Origin of the sequence: Streptomyces sp. Ru73 (assembly GCF_002920575.1) — a bacterium.
GTDB lineage: Bacteria > Actinomycetota > Actinomycetes > Streptomycetales > Streptomycetaceae > Streptomyces.
In genome coordinates this window covers 13,767-32,833 of record NZ_PQSQ01000034.1, presented here as the reverse complement: position 1 = coordinate 32,833, position 19,067 = coordinate 13,767, and the positions used below count along the sequence as shown (strand labels likewise).

The following is a 19,067-nucleotide window of genomic DNA, read 5'->3' as shown; positions in this document are numbered from 1 at the left end:
GGCAATCCACCCGATACTTTCGCGTCCTTGATGCACGCTTTATGGAGGGTTTATCGGCAAATGCCCCGGTCTGCTGTGGTTCCCCGGAAGGTGGTCACGGGGCCGGGCGTGGCCGATTCGGGATGGTCGGGCTTGTCAGCTTCGTCCCCGCTGTTCGAACGTCCCGCTCCGCGCGCGTCCGTCTGTCCGGTCTGCGGGTCCTTGGCGGGATCGTCGTATTCGGTGGTGTCGGTCTGTTCCGTCGGCGCCGGCCGTACCGGAACGGGACGGTCCGCGCGCAGCCGGCCGAAGAGCCGGTCGGCGTCCGGCTGCACCAGTTCGTCGCGGTTGATGTTGAGTGCGTACGCCTGGCGCGGCACCGTCAGGAAATGAATCTTGTCGGTGGGAATGCCGCGGACGCTGCGCACCAGATTGAAGAGGCCCTTCAGCGACGCCAGCCCCTCGTCGGTGGTGAGGGAGCTCGTCGCGGCGTCCAGGAGCGGGTACAGGCGCGTGGGATTGAGCAGCACGCCGTTGCCCTGCACCTTCTTCACCAGCGCCGCCAGGAACTGCTGCTGGCGCTCCATCCGCTGGGTGTCGCTGCCGTTCCCGAGCGTCTTGCGGGCCCGTACGTACCCCAGCGCCTGCTCGCCGCGGAGCAGATGACGGCCCGCCGCCAGGTTCAGGTGCGAGTCCCGGTCGGCGACGGCCTGCGGCAGGCAGACCTCCACGCCGTCCACCGCGTCCACCATCTTCTTGAAGCCGGTGAAGTCCAGGATCATGTGGTGGTCGATGCGGATGTCGGTCATCCGCTCGACCGTGCGGATCGTGCAGGCCGGGCCCGCCGCCTCGAACGCGTAGTTGAACTGCGTGAATTGGGGCTGCGTACGGCTGCCGTCCTCCTTGGTGCAGGTCGGCACCTGCACCATCAGGTCGCGCGGGATGCTGACCGCCGTCGCGCTCTTCCGGTCCGCCGCCAGGTGCAGCAGGATCGTGGTGTCCGAGCGCTGGGTGCCGTCGTCGGCGCCGTACTCGCGGTTCCCGCCGCCGCGGTTGTCCGAGCCGATCAGCAGGATGTTCTGCACGTTCTTCGCCGAGGCGGGCGGCCGCTCCGCCTCGTACCCGCGCAGCTGCGCCGCGGTGTCGGAGTCGGCCGTGATGTTCCCGTTGAGCTTGTCGTACGCCAGCCAGCCGACGGCGCCGGCGCCCAGCACGACGACTCCCGTGCCCAGCGCGGTCCAGCGCAGCCACCGCCGCCGCGGCGGCCGGCCGTCGCCGGCCGCGGTCCGCTCGTTGCAGCGCTGCAGTTCTTCGGGGATCTCCGGCCTGTCGTCCACGGCGACCACCCCTCGTGCGTCGGCCGCACGGGGTACGGCCGGTCACCCGGTGCCGGGGTCGGGCGAGGCCCGGGCCCCGGTACTCAGGCAGACGGCCGAGTCCCGCGCAGGGTTGTACGTCTCCCTGATCATGGACCGCGCGGGACGGATCGGCGCCCGCTCGGGGCGCCGGCTGGGCCGGTCGGGCGATGCCCCGGATGCCGGGGCCGCGTGCTCAGGCCGCCGCGGGCGCCTCGACGGTGACCTGCTCGGCCTCCTTGCGCCGGGCGAGCCCGTCCGCGTCCAGCCGGTCGGCGTTGCGGCACAGGACGACCGAGCCGCCCGTCGCCAGCGGTGCGTACAGCCCGTACGCCAGCCCGTCCCAGGTGCCGTACGGCAGTGCGGAGAGCACCCGCTGCCGCTCGGGCAGCGCCGCCAGCTCCACGGCCGCGGCGCCGATCTCCGCGCCGGTGAACTCGCGCCCGTCCACGGCGAGCGCGGGCGCCTGCGGATCGACCGGCGCGTACGGAGCGAAGCGGTCGCCCTGGGCCGGCACCTCGGCCGCGTAGTCGGCGAAGCCGGCCGGCGGCTCGGGGAACCGGCCGCCCAGCGGGCGCAGCGCGAGCGCCACCCGCTCCCCGGAGCAGGCGCGTGCCGCCTCCAGGGTGTCCGGGCCGCTGACGACCACGTCCGCGGCCGCCGGGTCGCCGCCCACGTCCGCGACCACTCCGACGGAGGAGCAGGCCAGCAGCCAGACGGCGGTCTGCCAGTGCGTCGGCAGCAGCAGCGCGAGCCGGTCGCCGGGCTCGGCCGACAGCTCGTCCTGGAGGTAGTTGGCGGTCTTGGCCACCCAATTGGCGAAGGTGGCGACGGACAGTTCGACGCGTTCGCCGGTGGCGTCGTCGTAGAAGGTCACGAGCGGCCGCGCCGGATCGGTGGCCAGCGCGGATCGCAGCAGGTCGGCGGGGGTTCGGTCGGTGGCGTTCATCGCCGCCAGCCTACGCGCGCGGCGCGCCGCCGTACGGCGTACCCGGCAGGACCCGTGGTGCCGTGACGCGCCGATGAGGCGTCAGTTACCGAATGGCGGATTTGTCGTACTTCGCACACGATCGCTTCCATGCGTGCCTTCGTTGCCACTTCGCTCGGCGCCGCGACCTTCGCGGCCCTCGTCGTACCGCTCGCGCTGCCGGCCGGGGCGAACCCCGCCAAGGCCCCCGCAGCCGCCGCTCCCGAGGCCGCCAAGGCGGGCGTCCCCGGAAGCACCCAGTCCCTGCCGCTCGTCCCGCTGGGCGACCGCGACCGCGTCCTGCCCGGCCGGGGCTCGGCGCGGGCCGGCACCGCCGCCCGCCTGGGCATGCCCGTCAAGGACGTACGGCCCTTCTCGCTCGTCGGCGTCGTCTGGGACGACGCCAAGGCCGAACTGCACGGCCAGCCGCAGGTCCGCACCCGGGCCACCGGCAGCCACAAGTGGGGTGCCTGGCAGGACGTGCAGACGCACTACGACGACGCCCCCGACCTGGACTCCCCGGAGCGCGGTCAGAAGCCGCGCGGCGGCACCGCGCCGCTGTGGGTGGGCGACTCCGACGCCGTGCAGATGCGGATCGCCCCGGAGACCGGCCGGCAGGCCGTGACCGAGCTCCCGGACGGCATGCGGCTGGAGCTGGTCGACCCCGGCTCGCCCGCCAAGTCGCGCGACCCCGCGCCGGCCGCCGCCGGGCAGCAGGCCAACGACAGCTCGGCCGCCAACGCCGGGCTCGCCCCGGCCGGCGCCACCGAGATCCCGGCGGCCCCCGCCGACCAGCTGCAGGCCGACCTCGCGGCGGCCGGCCAGGAGGACCGGGGCCAGGCGGCCGAGCCGCGGAACGGCCCCCGGCCGAAGATCATCACCCGGGCCGGCTGGGGCGCCGACGAGAAGCTGCGGGAGCCGAAGTTCGGGTACACCAAGACCGTGAAGGCGGCCTTCGTGCACCACAGCGCGACCGGCAACACCTACTCCTGCAGCCAGTCGCCGGCGATCATCCGCGGCATCTACCGCTACCACGTCAAGAGCAACCACTGGCGGGACCTCGGCTACAACTTCGTGATCGACAAGTGCGGCACGATCTACGAGGGCCGGGCCGGCGGCGTCGCCAAGCCCGTCATGGGCGCCCACACCCTCGGCTTCAACAGCGACACCACGGGCATCGCGGTCATCGGCACCTTCGACAAGGCCAAGCCGTCGGCCGCCGCCGTCGAGGCGCTCGGCAAGCTCACCGCGTGGAAGCTGGGGCTGTACGGCCGCAACCCGAGCGGCAAGACCACACTGGTCTCGGGAGGCGGCAACCGTTTCAAGAAGGGAACCAAAGTCCGGCTGAATGTCATCTCCGGACACAGGGACGGCTATGTGACCAGCTGCCCGGGTGCCGCGCTGTACGGCACACTCGGCTCGGCGCGTACCGCCTCCGCCCGCTTCCAAGGGCGCTGAGGGCCCGGGGTCGGAGCCCGTGACTGCGCACGGGCTCCCAGGCCGGGCGGCGCCGGACAGCCCGCCTACCGGCGGGTAAGCCCGCTGGCAAAGCGGGCAAACCGTCTGCCTACACTGGTCCGCCGTCCGGCCGACCCCAGCAGGAAGCAGAGAAGACAAAGGTGACTGAAGCGATCCTTCTGGTCGGCGGCAAGGGCACCCGGCTGCGTCCGCTCACGGTGCACACGCCCAAGCCCATGGTCCCGGCCGCGGGCGTGCCGTTCCTGACGCACCAGCTGGCCCGGGCCCGCGCGGCGGGCGTGGAGCACATCGTGCTGGCCACTTCCTACCTCGCCGAGGTTTTCGAGCCGTATTTCGGTGATGGGGCGGAATGGGGGCTTCATCTCGAGTACGTCACCGAAGTGGAACCGCTCGGCACCGGCGGCGCCATCCGCAACGTCGCCCACCGGCTGCACTCGGGCCCCGACGACCCGGTACTGATCTTCAACGGGGACATCCTCACCGGGCTCGACATCGAGGCCCTGGTCCGCACCCACCAGGAGACCTCGGCCGACGTCTCGCTGCACCTCACCCGGGTCGAGGACCCGCGCGCCTACGGGCTCGTCCCCACCGATGACACCGGCCGGGTCACCGCCTTCCTGGAGAAGCCGCAGACGCCCGAGGAGATCGTCACCGACCAGATCAACGCGGGCGCCTACGTCTTCAACCGCTCCGTGATCGACTCCATCCCGCAGGGCCGCCCGGTCTCCGTCGAGCGCGAGACCTTCCCCGGCCTGCTGGAGTCCGGCGCGCACCTGCAGGGCATGGTCGACTCCACCTACTGGCTCGACCTCGGCACCCCGCAGGCCTTCGTGCGCGGCTCCGCCGACCTGGTCCTCGGGCACGCGCCCTCCCCGGCCGTACCGGGCCGGCGCGGCGAGTACCTCGTGCTGGAGGGCGCCGACGTCGCGCCGGACGCCAAGCTCAGCGGCGGCACGGTCGTCGGCAGCGGCGCCCGGATCGGCGCGGGCGCGCGCATCGCGGGCAGCACGGTGCTGGCGGACGCGGTGGTCGAGCCCGGCGCCCAGATCCACGACTCGCTCATCGGTGCCGGGGCCCGCATCGGCGCCCGTACGGTGCTGCGCGACGCGGTCATCGGCGACGGCGCGACCGTCGGCCCGGACAACGAGCTGCGCGAGGGCATCCGCGTGTGGTGCGGCGCCGACCTGCCCGCCGCGGCGGTCCGCTTCTCCTCGGACCAGTGACGGTCGCGTTCAGTGCCGGCTGCCCGGTCTGCTTCTCCTCCGGCCGGTGGCTCCCGGCCGGGCCGTGACGTCCGCCACCCGGTGACGACCGCCACGCCGTGACGGGGGCCGCAGGGCGGCCGGAGCGCCGCCCTGCTCCCGTACGCTGAACGGGTGTCCCGCACCCGCACCCGCACCTGGGCCCCGCCCGGCCCGTACGACCTCCTGCGCACCCTCGGTGTGCTGGGGCGCGGCCCGGGCGACCCCGCGTACCGGGTGGAGGCCGGCACCGTCTGGCGGGCCTCCCGCACGCCCGACGGACCCGCGACCGTCCGGATCGCCGCGCGCCCCGCCGAGGGGTGCGTCGAGGCCGAGGCGTGGGGCCCCGGCGCGGACTGGATGCTGGACCAACTCCCTTCGCTGCTGGGCGGGTCGGACGATCCCGCGGCCTTCACGGCCCGGCACCGGATCGTGCACGAGGCGCACCGGCGCAACCCCGGCCTGCGGCTCGCCCGCACCGGCCTCGTCCTCGAATCGCTGGTGCCCTCGATCCTGGAGCAGAAGGTCACCAGCGACGAGGCGTACCGGGCCTGGCGGCTGCTCCTGCAGCGGTTCGGGGAGCCGGCGCCGGGGCCGCACGAGCGGCTGCGGGTGATGCCGGACCCGCGCGGCTGGGCCATGATCCCGTCCTGGGAGTGGCACCGAGCGGGCGTCGACGCCAAGCGCTCCGACACCGTCGTACGCGCCGCCCGGGTCGCCCGCCGCCTCGAAGAGGCCGCGCACATGGACCTGCCGGACGCGCTGCACCGCCTCCAGCTCGTCCAGGGCATCGGCCCGTGGACCGCGGCGGAGGTCCTGCAGCGCTCCAACGGCGCGCCCGACGCGCTGACCCTCGGCGACCTGCACCTGCCGCGCATCGCCGTCTACGCGCTCACCGGCCGGACGGGCGGGACCGACGAGGAGATGGTGGAGCTGCTCGCGCCGTACGAGGGCCAGCGCCACCGCGCGACCCGCCTCCTGCTCCTCTCCGGCCGGGTCCCGCCCCGGCGCGCCCCCCGCTACTCGGTACGCGACATCGCCCGCCTCTGACCGCTCCGCGTCAGCGGACGGCCAGGAACTCCTCCGGGTCCCGCGGCGCCCGCGGCTTCGGCTCCCCGGCGGGCCGTCCGATGGCCACGGCGCCCATCGGGTCCCAGTCCGACGGCAGCCCGAGCACCTCCCGTACGACGTCCCGGCAGAACATCGTCGAGGACACCCACGCCGACCCCAGCCGCTCACCGGCCAGCGCGACGAGGAAGTTCTGCACCCCGGCGCCCGCAGCGACCACGAACATCTCCCGCTCGGCGGCGTTGCGCCGCGCGTCGGCCGCGGCGTCCGGCCCTTCGTACGTGTGCGAGCCGTCCATGACCAGGCACGGCACCGCCAGGTACGGCGCGTTGCGCAGCACGTCGCCGCGGCGCACGCGCTTCGCGACGGACTCCTCCGACTTGCCGTCGCCGCGCAGGTCCGCGAGCCAGGCGTCCCGCATCGCGTCCAGCAGCCGGGTCCTGGCCTCCGGGGTCTCCAGCAGCACGAAGCGCCACGGAGTGGTGTGGTGCGGCGCGGGCGCGGTCACGGCCGCCGCGACGGCGCGCCGTACGGCCCCGCTGTCCACCGGGTCGTCGGTGAACTCCCGGACCGTGCGGCGCAGCGACAGCGCCTCCCGCACGGCCTCCGAGGTGCCGAGCCGGAACATGTCGTCGGCGGCGGAGCGGACCAGCGCCCGGGCACCGGTGTCCGCCTCGCCGCCGGCGCTCTCCGCACCGTCCGCGCTCTCCGCCCCGCCGGGGCGTTCCGTGCCGCCCGTGCCCTCCTGAGGGCCCGTCAGCACGTGCGGCAGGCCGCGCACCACCGCGACCGGCAGCCCGCCCGCCTTGCCCTTGACCAGGTCGCCCGCGCTCGCCAGCTCGTCGGCGGTGGCCACGACCGTGGCGCTCAGCGGGTTCCCGTGGCCGTCGGTGCCGCCGCGCAGGTCCTCCAGGACCCGTACGCCGGCCGCGCCGATGGCGACGTCGGTCAGGCCGTTGCGCCAGGGCCGCCCGAAGGTGTCGGTGACGACCACGCCGACGTCCACGCCGAGCGCGGCGCGCAGCCCGGCCCGGACGGCGCGGGCCGAGGCGTCCGGGTCCTCGGGCAGCAGCAGGATCGTGCCCCGCGGGGTGTTCGAGGCGTCGACCCCGGCGGCGGCCATGACCAGCCCGTTGCGGTTCTCGACGATGCGCAGCGCACCGCGGCGCGCCACGACCCGTACGGTCTCCTGGTCTATCGCGGCCTCACGGTCGTCGGCCGCCACGATCCGGTCCTCGGCCTTGCTGACGATCTTCGAGGTGACCAGCAGCACGTCGCCGTCGGCCAGCCCCGGCATGCCGGGCGCGGTGGCCGCGGCGGCGATCAGCTTGGCGAGGTCGTCGCCGGGGCGCACCTCGGGGATGCCGGGCAGCGCCCAGACCCGGTACGAGGGCACCTCGGCGTCCTCGCCGTACGGGGCGCGCGGGGCAGCGGGGGAGTCCTGCGCTCCGGCGGTCACGCCCGTACCTCTTCGGCCAGCGCCAGCGCCTCGCGGGCCATCGCGGCGGTCGCCTCGACGTCGGTCATCATCAGCGGCACCGCGCGGCAGCGGATGCCGGCCGCCTCCACCTCGTCGGCCTTGTCCGCGTCGACGGTGTCCACCAGCCAGCCGTCCAGCAGCCCCATGCCGTAGTGGGCGGCCACGGCCGAGGCCGTGGACTCCACGCCGACCGCGGCCAGCACCTTGTCGGCCATGCCGCGCACCGGCGCGTCGCCGACGATGGGGGAGAGGCCGACGACCGGCGCGCCCGCCTCGGCGATCGCCTCCCGGATGCCGGGCACGGCGAGGATGGTGCCGATGCTGACCACGGGGTTGGACGGCGGGAAGAGGATCACGTCGGCGTCGGCGATCGCCTCCAGCACGCCGGGCGCGGGCTTGGCCTGCTCGGCGCCGACCGGGACGACGGCCTCGGCGGGCACGGAGGCGCGCAGCCGGACCCAGTACTCCTGGAAGTGCACGGCCTTTTTCTCGCCGTCCACCTCCACGGCGACGTGGGTCTCGACCCGGTCGTCGGTCATCGGGACCAGCCGGACGCCGGGCTGCCAGCGGTCGCACAGCGCCTCGGTGACGGCGCTGAGCGGATAGCCCGCGCTCATCATCTGCGTACGGACGATGTGGGTGGCGAAGTCCCGGTCGCCGAGCCCGAACCACTCGGGCCCGACGCCGTAGGCGGCCAGCTCCTCCTTCACGCGGAAGGTCTCGTCCGAACGCCCCCAGCCCTGTTCCTCGTTGATGCCGCCGCCGAGCGTGTACATCACGGTGTCCAGGTCCGGGCAGACCTTCAGCCCGAACAGATGGATGTCGTCACCGGTGTTGCCGATGACCGTGATGTCCGCGTCCGGAGCCGCTGCCTTCAGTCCCCGCAGAAAGCGGGCGCCGCCGATGCCGCCGGCGAGAACCACAATGCGCATGGGGCCAGTCTCTCGCAGCCGGGGGCCGTGTCCATCAGGGGTGCGTGGCCGCGCGCTGTGCGGCGGGTGCGCCCTCGTGCCGGGCCCTGGCCCTGGGGTGCATCGGCATGTCGGTCAGGCCCGGGAAGTAGACGTGCAGGCTGACGGCCGGGGTGAGCGCGTCGTTGGTGACCTCGTGGACGTAACCGGGCGCGAAGACCCGCTGGGTGCCGGACGTCAGCAGGCGGCTGCCGCTCGTGCTGTGCTCGGTCAACTCGCCGTCCAGGACGGTCAGTACGCCGGAGGACCGGCCGTGGTCGTGGCGGCCGCTGCCCTGGCCCGGCAGCCAGCTCAGGAGCCAGACCTCGTAGCCGGGTCCGGTGCGCAGGCGGTGGTACCAGCGGGTGGTGGCGTCGTACTCGACGAGGGGCGCCCACTGGTCGCGGTCGGCGGCGACGGCGCGGGCGAGACCGACGAATTCGGCCACGGTGGCGGGGTGCTCGCGCGGGGGCTGGAGGAGGTGGGTGACCTCGAAGATGTCGCCTGCGATCTGGAGGTCGCTGTCGCTGTTCATGAACTTCTGGTTCCTCGGAGGAGAAGAGCACGGAGAGGGCGGTGCGGCGGTACGCGCCGGGCCGGGCCACAGGGGTGCCGGGTACGGCGGCGCGGTAGCGCTCAGGGGTGATGCGGGAGGGAAAAGCCGGAGCTCAGTGGCTTCAACAGCTGGAACAGCGACAGCGAGCCTGGGCAGCGCAGCGGGACCCGTAGGAACGGGTCAGGCGGGGCGCGGGCTTCACTGGCATGGACTCAAGGAGAGCGGGTACTTGCCGCCCGTGTCAACCGGATGCCGGGTTTGGGGTAATTGTTTCACCTCATCCGGTTACTGTGCCGGGCGAAAGGTTTGTGCACCCGAACGTCAGGAGAGGTGGCCCACCAGTCACGCCATCAAACGCCGTTGTGGTTCCGTGATCTGAATGTGATCAAGCCCGCTTCTGTTGATGGAGTGCAACGTGATCGCCGTCCGTTGAGTCCTTCAGAGACAGAAGGGGGTTGCGGGATGTCTGGGGCGAATGTTTGTCCTGGTTTTAGCGGATTTGAACACTTACCGCGTACCCTTGGTTCCGCAGAGTGAATAAGGGGCCCAATAGCAGATCTCGGCTTGACTGGCCCGGATCGGCACACTTGTAATTTCACTCGTGTCGTTCAGCCGTCATCGGTAACGGCAACATCACGGGGACGCAATGACAGACGAGGGGCGCACATGACCGAGCTGTTCGAAGAATTGCTGGTCGAGGAGGCGGACGAGGAGCTCGGCTGGCAGGAGCGCGCGCTGTGCGCCCAGACCGATCCCGAGTCCTTCTTCCCGGAAAAGGGCGGCTCCACCCGCGAGGCCAAGAAGGTCTGCCTCGCCTGTGAGGTCCGTTCCGAATGTCTTGAATACGCTCTTGCCAATGACGAACGCTTCGGTATTTGGGGCGGTCTGTCCGAGCGCGAGCGGCGCCGGCTGAAGAAGGCCGCGGTCTGAAGCCCGGCCACGGTACCCCGGGCAGCAGCCGCCCGGCACCGGTCGGCACAGCGCACGGGCACCGGCCGACGGGCCGGTCCGGTCACCGAGGAACACCAAGAGCACCCGCTCCGCCCCCGGCAGACAGCCGGGGGCGGAGTGCTGTCTGCGCAGCCCGGAGGGGCCGCCGCACGGACCCGGCCGACGGGCCCGCGTGAACCATTAGTGTGGGGCTCCGTCCGAGACGCACCAACACCCGCATGGTGAGCGCGCGTCCATCGCAGTCCATCGCAGTGTCTTCCGGGGGCCACACCCGCAGCGGCCCGCCCGCCGCGGGAGACGGCAGCCCCGGGTCCGGAGGGCCCGTACCTCGATGTCCGTGCACAGCCAGTCGGCGGCGCAGGCCGCCTCATACGAAGCCGCCGCGCCACAGTTCCCGCGGCATGTCGTCACCGCCGTGATCGTCTCGCACGACGGCGCGCGCTGGCTGCCCGACGCGCTCTCCGGCCTGCTCGGCCAGGAGCGCCCGGTGCAGAACGTCATCGGCGCCGACACCGGGAGCGCCGACGACTCCGCCCGGCTGCTGACCGAAGCCCTCGGCGACGAGCGGGTGCTGCACCTGGCCCGCCGCTCCGGCTTCGGCACCGCCGTCGACGAGGCCGTCCGCGCCGCGCCGGTGCTCACCCCCGACGACCTGCCCTACCTCAAGCGCCCCAGCGGTTGGGACCCGGTGACCCGGACCTGGCACGACGAGGCGTACGACATGCCCGAGCTGCCGCACGGCGAGCCCGTGCAGTGGCTCTGGCTGCTGCACGACGACTGCGCGCCCGCGCCCGACGCGCTCGCCGAACTGCTGCGCGTCGCCGACGCCAGCCCCTCCACCGCCGTCATCGGCCCGAAGCTGCGCAGCTGGTACGACCGCAGGCAGCTCCTCGAAGCCGGCGTCAGCATCGCGCGCTCCGGCCGCCGCTGGACCGGCCTGGACCGCCGCGAGCAGGACCAGGGCCAGCACGACCAGGTGCGCGCGGTCCTCTCCGTCTCCACCGCCGGCATGCTCATCCGCCGCGACGTCTACGAACAGCTCGGCGGCTTCGACCGCCGGCTGCCCCTGATGCGCGACGACGTGGACCTGTGCTGGCGCGCCCAGGCCGCCGGACACCAGGTGCTCATCGCGCCGGACGCGGTCCTGCGGCACGCCGAGGCCGCGTCCCGCGAGCGCCGCCCCATCGACTGCGTCGGCCGCTCGGTGGCGGGCCCGCACCGCGTCGACAAGGCCGGTGCCGTCTACACACTGCTGGTCAACGCCCGCGGCGCGGTGCTCCCGTACGTCCTGCTCCGCCTCGTCCTCGGCACCTTCCTGCGGGTCCTCGCCTATCTGGTCGGCAAGGTGCCGGGCCAGGCGCTGGACGAACTCGCCGGGCTCTTCGGCGTCCTGCTGCGGCCCGGCCGGATCATGGCCGCCCGGCGCAGACGCGGCAAACCGGCGGTCGAGGCGAGCGAGCTGCGCCCCCTCTTCCCGCCGCCCGGCGCGACCGTACGGGCCACCGTCGAGCAGGTCGCCAGCAACTTCGCGGGCCGCGCCGCGCCCGACGCCTCCGCCGGCGGCCGGCACGGCGCCGTGGAGTCCGGGCCCGGCGACGACGACGCGGACTTCCTGGAGGTCGAGCAGTTCGCGCGGCTGAAGCGGATGGCCCGCAGGCCCGCGCCCGTCCTCTTCGCCGTCCTGCTCCTGGTCTCCCTGATCGCCTGCCGCGGCCTGCTCGGCGGCGGCGCGCTGACCGGCGGCGCCCTGCTGCCCGCGCCCGGCGAGGTCTCCGACCTCTGGGCGCGCTACTTCCACGGCTGGCACGACGTCGGCATCGGCTCCACCGCCTCGGCGCCGCCCTACCTCGCGGTCGTCGCCCTCGTGGCGACCGTCTGCTTCGGCAGCACCGGCTTCGCCGTCACCCTGCTGCTCGTCGCCTCCGTCCCGCTGGCCGGCCTGACCGCGTACTTCGCCTCCCGGCCGCTGGTCACCTCGCGCCTGCTGCGCGCCTGGGCGAGCGTCGCGTACGCCTTCCTGCCCGCCGCCACCGGCGCGCTGGCCGGCGGCCGCATCGGCACCGCCGTCCTCGCGATCCTGCTGCCGCTGATGGCACGCGCCGCGATCGCCGCGAGCGGACTGCGGCTCGCGCCGGGCGTGCGGCCCAGCTTCCGCGCCGCCTGGGCGTACGCGCTCCTGCTGACCTTCACCACGGCCTTCACCCCGGTGGTCTGGCCGATCGCGGTCCTCCTCGGCCTCGGCCTGCTGGTCCTGCGCTTCCTCGACGGCAACCGCGACAAGATCGTGGCGTACCTGCTGCGCTTCCTCGCCGTCGTCGTCTCCCCGATGGTCGTGCTCGCGCCCTGGTCGCTGTCGCTGCTGACCGAGCCGTCCCGCTTCTTCCTGGAGGCCGGGCTCGCCTCGAAGCCCGGCCAGGCGTCCTGGCTGGACCTCCTCGGCTTCAGCCCCGGCGGCCCCAAGGCGTACGGCAGCGTGCTGCTGCTCGGCGTCGTGCTGGCGGCCCTCGGCGCGCTGCTGCGCGACGAGCGGCAGCGCGCCGTCCGCACCGCGTGGGTCGCCAGCCTCGTCGGCCTGCTCTTCGCGGGCCTGGCCAACGGCTCCGGCTGGGCCGGCCCGCCCGCGCTGGTCTACGGCCTGGCGCTGCTGTGCGCCGCCGCGATCGGCGCCGAGGGCATCCGCACCCGCATGATGGCGCTCGGCTTCGGCTGGAAGCAGCCGGTGGCCGTGCTCATCGCGCTGGCCGCCGCGCTGGCCCCGCTGTGGGCGGCGGTCGGCTGGATGATCGGCGGCGCCGCCGGGCCGGTGGAGCGCCGCAACCCCGAGCAGGTCCCGGCGTTCGTCGCCGAGGAGTCCGGCAGCGCCGATCGCCCCCGCACCCTCGTGCTGGACGGCGATGCGGGGCACGTCGCGTACTCCCTGGTCCGCGGCTCCGGCGCGCGCCTGGGCGACGCCGACATCGCCGCCGAGGCCGGCGAGGACAGCCGGCTGAACGACGTGGTCGCGCACCTCGTCGCCGGCTCCGGCGCCGACCAGACCGACCGGCTCGGCGGCTACGCCGTGCGGTACGTCCTGGTCAAGGACGGCGCCCCGCGCGAGATGGGCCGGATCCTGGACGCCACGCCGGGCCTGACCCGGATGAGCCAGGAGGACGGCAGCGCCCTGTGGCGGGTGGACCGCCGGGTCTCCCGCGTCGCCATCGTCAGCGGCTCCGGGGGCGGTACGGCCGCCGAACCGGTCGCGGTCGCGGCCGACCCGGTCGACGCGCACACGAAGGTGCCGGCCGGCCCCGGCGGGCGGGTGCTGCGCATCGCCGACGCCGCCGACGAGGGCTGGCAGGCCACCCTCGACGGCAAGCCGCTGAAGCCGGTCACCGTCGACGGCTGGGCACAGGGCTTCGAGCTGCCCGCCTCGGGGGGCCGCCTGGACCTCACCCATGAGAGCCCGCTGACGCACACCCTCTGGATGACGGCACAGGGACTGCTCGCCGTGGTCCTGGTGGTGATGGCCCTGCCGGGCCGCCGCCGGGACGTGGACGACGACCTGCCCGAGGAGGGCCTGGCGGCGGTGCCCGCACAGCCCGTGGAGGGCGAGGGGCGCCGCGCCCGCAGGCTGCGCGCCGCACAGGAGGCACAGGCCGCGGCGGCGCCCGAGGCGGCTGTGCCCGGCGCACGGGACGGTGCCGACCCGGTGGCCGACCCGTACGCGGCGGCCGCACAGCAGGCCGACCCGTACGCCGCCCAGGCCGATCCCTACGCGCCGGCCGGGCACGACCCCCAGTACGCCGCCGATCCGTACGCCGCCGACCCCTACGCGGCGGGCCAGGGCGTCCCGCAACAGGCGGTGCCCGGGATGCCGCAGCAGCAGCCGTACCAGGACTGGCAGGGCGCCTCGCAGCCCGACCCGTACGGGGCCGCGCAGTACGGGCAGCAGTACCCGCCCGCCTACCAGGCCGACCCGTACGCGCAGCACTACGGAGGCGCGTACGACCCGTACGGCTACGGACAGCAGCAGCCCTACGGGGACGGCACGGCCTACGACGGCATGCCGCACGAAGGGGCCGCCGACGGCACCACGCACGACGGCTCGTACCGCGAGCCCCGCCGCGACGGGAGCGACCAGCAGTGAAGCGCACCACGATGTCCCTGATCGGCGCGGTCGCCGCGCTCGCCGCCGTCACCGGTGCCGCCGCCGTCGCGGCCCCCGGCGAGGACGCCGGCAGCACCACCGCGAAGGCCGCCACGCTGCCCGTGCAGCGCTCGGCGCTGACGTGCCCGGCCCCGACCTCCTCCGAGGTCGGCGAGACCACGTACACCGCCTTCACGCCTCAGGGGGAGAAGGCGGGCAAGGGCAGCGCGAGCCTGCGGCCCGCGGCGGACGGCCGGCCGGACGACACCGGCAAGAAGGGCAAGGACGCCAAGAGCCCGAAGAAGGGCGACGACAAGCCCGTCGCGCCCCTGAAGGCCCCTGGCACGCCGGTCACGCAGAGCACCGACAGGTCCGACGCGCCGGCCCTCATCGGCACCGCCGACGGCGGCCTCGCGCCGGGCTGGAGCGTCCAGCAGACCACCGAGGTCAGCGCGGGCACCGGCCGCGGCGTCCTCGGCACCGCCTGCACCGCGCCCGACACCGACTTCTGGTTCCCCGGCGCCAGCACCTCGCCGGACCGCCAGGACTACGTCCACCTGACCAACCCGGACGACACCGCGGCCGTCGTCGACCTGAAGCTGTACGGCAAGGACGGCGGCCTGAAGGGGACGTCCGGCGAGGACATCCAGGTGCCGCCGCACGCCAGCGTCCCCGTGCTGCTCTCCACGCTCTCCGACACCCGCGCCGCCAACGTCACGCTGCACGTCAGCGCGCGGGAGGGCCGGGTCGGCGCGGCCGTGCAGGCGGGCGACGACAAGCTGGGCGGCGACTGGCTGCCGGCCACCGCCGACCCCGCCTCCGCCGGCTCCGGACTGGTGCTCCCCGGCATCCCGGCCGACGCCACCTCCGTACGGCTGGTGGCCCTCGCCCCCGGTTCCGCCGACGCCGACCTGAAGGTGCAGCTGGCCACGCCCACCGGCGCGATCGTGCCGGCCGGGCTGGAGACGCTGCACCTGAAGAGCGGCGCGACCACCGCGGTCGACCTCAAGGACCTCACCAAGGGGGAGGCGGGCTCGCTGGTCCTCACGCCGACCGACGGCTCCAAGGCGCCGGTCACCGCCGCGCTGCGGGTCGTCCGCGGCAAGGGCGCCGACCAGGAGATGGCGTTCATCCCGGCGACCCGGCCGGTCGGCACCCGGGCCACCGTCGCCGACAACCGCGCCAAGGGCAGCACGCTCTCGCTCGTCGCCCCGCAGAAGGGCAAGGACGCGCGGGTGAAGGTCACCGCGTCGGCGGGCAGCGGGGGCGGCAGCCCGGTCTCCAGGACGTACACGGTCAAGGGCGGCAGCACGCTCGCGGTCCAGCCGCCCCGCCCGAACGGCCTCAAGGGCTCCTACGCGCTCACCGTGGAGCCGGAGAAGGGCACCGGGCCCGTCTACGCGGCCCGCACGCTCGCACTGCCGCACGGCGGCGTACAGGGCTTCACGGTCCAGACACTGCCGGACGACCGCGGACTGGTCGAGGTGCCGACGGCGGGCTGGAACATGTCCGTGCTGAACGACTGACGGCACGCACCGCGACGGGCCCCTCGGGAAGCGCTTCCCGAGGGGCCCGTCCTTTCGGCCCTGTCCGTACCCGGAGGCGGCTCAGTCCTGCCCGTACCGGGGGTCGACCGACTCCGGGGCCAGGCCCAGCAGTTCCGCCACCTGTTCCACGACGACCTCGTGCACGAGGAGCGCGCGCTCCTCGCGGTTCTTGGTCCGTATCTCCACGGGCCGGCGGTAGACCACGATCCGGTCCCGGCGGCCGGCCTCGGAGGGCAGCAGCCTGCCCAGCGGCACGATGTCCTCGTCCGCTGTGAACCCCTCGTCCCCGCCCGGGCCCAGCCGCGGCACCTCGCGCACCGAGAACTCCACCTCGGACAGCTGCGGCCAGCGCCGCTCCAGGCGCTCCACCGAGTCGTGCACGAGGTCCACGAAGGCATCGGCGCGGCTCACCGAGAGCGGCACCTGGGGCGGCGCGATCGGGCCGCGCATCCCGCGGCCGTGGCGGTCGCGGCGGCGCGGGCGCGGCTCCGTCGGGCTGGAGTTCTCCCCGGCACCGGCCGGGGGAGGTACGGGGCTGTCCATCAGTCACGAGCGTAGCCGCAGCGGGCCGGGGACGGCCGAACTCTCGCACCGTACGCCTCATGTCGCTCACTGATCGGTACGGGTTCTGTTCCGTTCGTTCATCCGAGGCCATGTGATCACCGAACGGTCATGGAGCGCCCGCGATATGACACGAAATGACTGGAGTGGGTACGGGAATCATCGCCTCCACTCGGGCGGCAACGGGATCTCGGCGCAGGTCAGGCCGAGCGTGCGCAGGTCAGACAGGTCGGGCGAACCGGGACGACACGGCCGGGTGAGGTCGTGGAGAGTCGTCGCGGCCCGCTCAAGAGTGCGGTACCGTCCAACGTCGTGAGCCCTGTACGTCGCTGTTCGCGCACTGCGTGCGGCCGTCCCGCCGTCGCAACGCTGACGTACGTCTATGCGGATTCGACCGCTGTGCTCGGCCCGCTCGCCACCTACGCGGAACCCCACTGTTACGACCTGTGTGCCGAGCACTCCGAGCGCCTGACCGCGCCGCGCGGGTGGGAGGTCGTCCGGCTGGCCGCCGACCCCGGCGCCGTCCAGCCGAGCGGTGACGACCTCGAAGCGCTCGCCAACGCGGTGCGCGAGGCGGCGCGTCCGCAGGAACGTGCGGCCGGCGGTCCCGAGGCGGCCGCCTCCCGTGAGGCGGACCCCATGGAGGTGGCCCGGCGCGGTCACCTCCGTGTGCTGCGCTCGCCCGACTCCTGAGAGCCGCGGCCCGCCGCGCCTCGGTAACGCCCGGTCGTACGGGCCTTCGTGGGCAGCCGTCACCGCCCTCTCGTGCGCCGTGCTCCCCGAGCCTTCGTGGGCAGTCGTCCCCCGCGCCTTCGTGGACGCCGGTCCCCGCCTCTTCGTAGGCACGGCTCCGCGCGCCCCCGTACGGCCCGGTACCGCGTGCCCGTAGATGTGCGGGCGCCGCTTCCCGTAGGCGGGCAGGAGTCGGTTTCCGGCCGATTCACCGGTGCGTCCGCGCCTGATGCCCACTCACTTCCGATCTCCTGCCATCTCGTGACGACCCATTGACTCCGGCTTGGCGCGGACACGACCATTCCTCCACTCCTGCGAGATCGCCTTCCGCATGGCGGAAGGAAGGGAGCCGCCACGCCGCCGGGGAGGCCGCCGCATGTCCGGAGTGTTCGTCCAGCAGCTTCAGCCGATCGCCGATTCGCTCGCCCTGTCCGCGCTCGTCGCGGCGCTGCCCCTGCTCACCGTCCTGGTCCTGCTCGGCGCCGTGCGGATGCGGGCCCACCACGCCGGCCTCATCGGCCTCGCCGTCGCCCTCGTCACCGCCTGGGCCGGTTCGGGCATGCCCGTGACGCAGGCGCTCTCCAGCGCGGTGCAGGGCGCCGTCTTCGGGCTCTTCCCCATCATGTGGATCGTCGTCAACGCCCTGTGGGTGTACCGGATGACGGTCCGTACGCACCACTTCGACGTGCTGCGCCGCTCCTTCTCCCGGCTCTCCGACGACCCCCGCATCCAGGCCCTGGTCATCGCCTTCTGCTTCGGCGCCCTCCTGGAGGCACTGGCCGGCTTCGGTGCCCCGGTCGCCATCAGCGCCGTCATGCTGGTCGCCCTCGGCTTCGACCCGGTCAAGGCCGCGGTCGTCGCCCTGGTGGCCAACACGGCGCCCGTCGCGTTCGGCGCCATGGGCACCCCGGTCGTCACCCTCGCCCAGGTCACCGGCCTCCCGCTGGACTCCGTCGCCTCCGTGGTGGGCCGTCAGACGCCGCTGCTCGCCCTCGTCGTGCCGCTCCTGCTCGTCGCCCTCGTGGACGGCCGGCGCGGCCTGCGCGAGACCTGGCTGCCCGCGCTCACCTGCGGGGTGGCCTTCGCCGCCGTCCAGTTCGCCGCCGCCAACTTCGTCTCGGCGCAGCTCGCCGACATCGGTGCCGCGCTGGCCGGCGCGGCGGCCCTGGTCGCGGTGCCCGCTGCCCGCCGCCCCGCCTCCGCCGACGTACGCGCCGCCGTCCTCACCGGTGCCCGCAGCGAGGACCTGGACGTACGGGACAGCCGCCGCGAGACCGTCCGGGCCTACGCCCCGTACGGCCTGATCATCGTGATCTTCTCGCTCGCGCAGATCCCGCCCTTCAAGGACTGGGCGGCGGCCGCCACGCAGTCCTTCGACTGGCCGCTGCTGGACGTCGCGGGTCCCGACGGCAAGCCGGTCGGCGGCAACGTCCTCGCCCTCCCGCTGGTCGCCACCGGCGGCACCCTCGTCCTCCTCGCCGGCCTGGTCACCGCTGCCGTCCTCGGCGTACGCGCCGGCAGCGCCGCCAGGGAGTGGCTGGCCACCGTGCACGAGCTGCGCTTCGCCATCCTGACCGTGACGTCCGTGCTCGCCCTGGCCTACGTCATGAACCTCTCCGGGCAGGCGGCCACCATCGGCCACTTCGTGGCCGCGGCCGGCGCGGGCCTGGCGTTCCTCTCGCCCGTACTGGGCTGGTTCGGCGTCGCCGTCACCGGCTCCGACACCTCCGCCAACGCCCTCTTCGGCGCCCTCCAGGTCACCGCCGCCCAGCAGTCCGGGCTCGGGCCCGAGCTCCTCGCCGCGGCCAACAGCTCCGGCGGTGTCCTGGGCAAGATGATCTCCCCGCAGAACCTCACCATCGCCTGTGCCGCCGTCGGCCTGGCCGGACGCGAGGGGGACCTGCTCCGCAAGGTCCTGCCGTGGAGCCTCGTACTCCTGCTGGTCATGTGCCTGATCGTGCTCGGGCAGAGCACCGCGGCGCTCGGCTGGATGCTGCCCTGAGCCACGCCCCGGCCGCGACCGGTCGCGAAGCCGTCCCTGTCGGTCGTTTTCGGGCCGGAAGCAGTCGTACGGG

At 74.0% G+C, this 19,067-nt stretch carries 14 protein-coding genes; 8 read left to right on the top strand and 6 right to left on the bottom strand.

The features are described from left to right. Positions 1-50: 50 nt before the first annotated feature. Both C3486_RS17015 and C3486_RS17010 read right to left on the bottom strand, forming a co-directional pair. Positions 51-1,316 (bottom strand): LCP family protein, encoded by a 1,266-nt coding sequence (locus tag C3486_RS17015; RefSeq protein WP_374936882.1) that lies wholly within the window; start codon positions 1,314-1,316, stop codon positions 51-53. A 214-nt stretch (positions 1,317-1,530) separates the two neighbouring features. After that, entirely contained in the window at positions 1,531-2,283 is a 753-nt protein-coding gene (locus C3486_RS17010; RefSeq protein ID WP_103833552.1) for a TIGR03089 family protein, read from the bottom strand. Between the two features lie 129 nt (positions 2,284-2,412). Here C3486_RS17010 and C3486_RS17005 point away from each other — a divergent pair, with 129 nt between their 5' ends. From C3486_RS17005 to C3486_RS16995, 3 genes are all read left to right on the top strand, one after another. Continuing rightward, positions 2,413-3,759, top strand: a complete 1,347-nt coding sequence (locus tag C3486_RS17005) for a peptidoglycan recognition protein (RefSeq protein ID WP_103833551.1) — start codon at positions 2,413-2,415, stop codon at positions 3,757-3,759. A gap of 161 nt (positions 3,760-3,920) precedes the next feature. Then, on the top strand, positions 3,921-5,003 hold the full coding sequence (locus tag C3486_RS17000) for a sugar phosphate nucleotidyltransferase (RefSeq protein WP_103833550.1): 1,083 nt from the start codon (positions 3,921-3,923) through the stop codon (positions 5,001-5,003). Between the two features lie 153 nt (positions 5,004-5,156). After that, positions 5,157-6,071, top strand: a complete 915-nt coding sequence (locus C3486_RS16995; protein WP_103833549.1) for a DNA-3-methyladenine glycosylase — start codon at positions 5,157-5,159, stop codon at positions 6,069-6,071. Between the two features lie 10 nt (positions 6,072-6,081). Here the strand turns inward: C3486_RS16995 and C3486_RS16990 are convergent, their stop codons facing one another. Genes C3486_RS16990 through C3486_RS16980 form a run of 3 tightly spaced genes read right to left on the bottom strand, consistent with a single transcriptional unit; the run spans position 6,082 to position 9,054 of the window. Then, positions 6,082-7,548 carry a coenzyme F420-0:L-glutamate ligase gene (locus C3486_RS16990; RefSeq protein WP_103833548.1) on the bottom strand — a complete coding sequence of 489 codons (1,467 nt, stop codon included), beginning with the start codon at positions 7,546-7,548 and terminating at the stop codon, positions 6,082-6,084. After that, complete coding sequence (cofD, locus tag C3486_RS16985) at positions 7,545-8,501, bottom strand: 2-phospho-L-lactate transferase (protein ID WP_103833547.1); 957 nt, start codon at positions 8,499-8,501, stop codon at positions 7,545-7,547. The genes C3486_RS16990 and cofD overlap by 4 nt, the downstream gene beginning before the upstream one ends. A gap of 34 nt (positions 8,502-8,535) precedes the next feature. After that, the gene (locus tag C3486_RS16980) at positions 8,536-9,054 is read right to left on the bottom strand and encodes a cysteine dioxygenase family protein (protein WP_103833546.1); all 519 of its coding nucleotides are present in this window, start codon (positions 9,052-9,054) and stop codon (positions 8,536-8,538) included. 687 nt (positions 9,055-9,741) lie between these two features. Here C3486_RS16980 and C3486_RS16975 point away from each other — a divergent pair. From C3486_RS16975 to C3486_RS16965, 3 genes are all read left to right on the top strand, one after another. Then, on the top strand, positions 9,742-10,005 hold the full coding sequence (locus C3486_RS16975; protein WP_030266018.1) for a WhiB family transcriptional regulator: 264 nt from the start codon (positions 9,742-9,744) through the stop codon (positions 10,003-10,005). 352 nt (positions 10,006-10,357) lie between these two features. Next, positions 10,358-14,152 carry a glycosyltransferase family 2 protein gene (locus C3486_RS16970; RefSeq protein WP_103833545.1) on the top strand — a complete coding sequence of 1,265 codons (3,795 nt, stop codon included), beginning with the start codon at positions 10,358-10,360 and terminating at the stop codon, positions 14,150-14,152. Beyond that, positions 14,149-15,678 carry a DUF5719 family protein gene (locus C3486_RS16965; RefSeq protein WP_103833544.1) on the top strand — a complete coding sequence of 510 codons (1,530 nt, stop codon included), beginning with the start codon at positions 14,149-14,151 and terminating at the stop codon, positions 15,676-15,678. Before C3486_RS16970 ends, C3486_RS16965 begins: the two co-directional genes overlap by 4 nt. Before the next feature lie 81 nt (positions 15,679-15,759). Here the strand turns inward: C3486_RS16965 and C3486_RS16960 are convergent, their stop codons facing one another. Continuing rightward, a complete protein-coding gene (locus tag C3486_RS16960) occupies positions 15,760-16,242 on the bottom strand; it encodes a metallopeptidase family protein (RefSeq protein ID WP_103833543.1) in 483 nt (160 codons plus the stop codon). A 282-nt stretch (positions 16,243-16,524) separates the two neighbouring features. On the opposite strand from C3486_RS16960, the gene C3486_RS16955 reads away from it, so the two are divergent. Both C3486_RS16955 and C3486_RS16950 read left to right on the top strand, forming a co-directional pair. Beyond that, complete coding sequence (locus tag C3486_RS16955) at positions 16,525-16,953, top strand: DUF3499 domain-containing protein (RefSeq protein ID WP_103833542.1); 429 nt, start codon at positions 16,525-16,527, stop codon at positions 16,951-16,953. A gap of 424 nt (positions 16,954-17,377) precedes the next feature. Continuing rightward, positions 17,378-18,994: an L-lactate permease gene (locus C3486_RS16950; RefSeq protein WP_103833581.1), complete on the top strand. Its 1,617-nt coding sequence runs from the start codon at positions 17,378-17,380 to the stop codon at positions 18,992-18,994. The last annotated feature ends 73 nt before the right edge of the window (positions 18,995-19,067 follow it).

What these genes read in the sequence shown, in the direction of transcription:
- C3486_RS17010 (WP_103833552.1), bottom strand. Translation starts at nt 2,283, where the DNA reads ATGAACGCCACCGACCGAACCCCCGCCGACCTGCTGCGATCCGCGCTG.
- C3486_RS16970 (WP_103833545.1), top strand. Translation starts at nt 10,358, where the DNA reads ATGTCCGTGCACAGCCAGTCGGCGGCGCAGGCCGCCTCATACGAAGCC.
- C3486_RS17005 (WP_103833551.1), top strand. Translation starts at nt 2,413, where the DNA reads ATGCGTGCCTTCGTTGCCACTTCGCTCGGCGCCGCGACCTTCGCGGCC.
- cofD (WP_103833547.1), bottom strand. Translation starts at nt 8,501, where the DNA reads ATGCGCATTGTGGTTCTCGCCGGCGGCATCGGCGGCGCCCGCTTTCTG.
- C3486_RS16975 (WP_030266018.1), top strand. Translation starts at nt 9,742, where the DNA reads ATGACCGAGCTGTTCGAAGAATTGCTGGTCGAGGAGGCGGACGAGGAG.
- C3486_RS16980 (WP_103833546.1), bottom strand. Translation starts at nt 9,054, where the DNA reads ATGAACAGCGACAGCGACCTCCAGATCGCAGGCGACATCTTCGAGGTC.
- C3486_RS16960 (WP_103833543.1), bottom strand. Translation starts at nt 16,242, where the DNA reads ATGGACAGCCCCGTACCTCCCCCGGCCGGTGCCGGGGAGAACTCCAGC.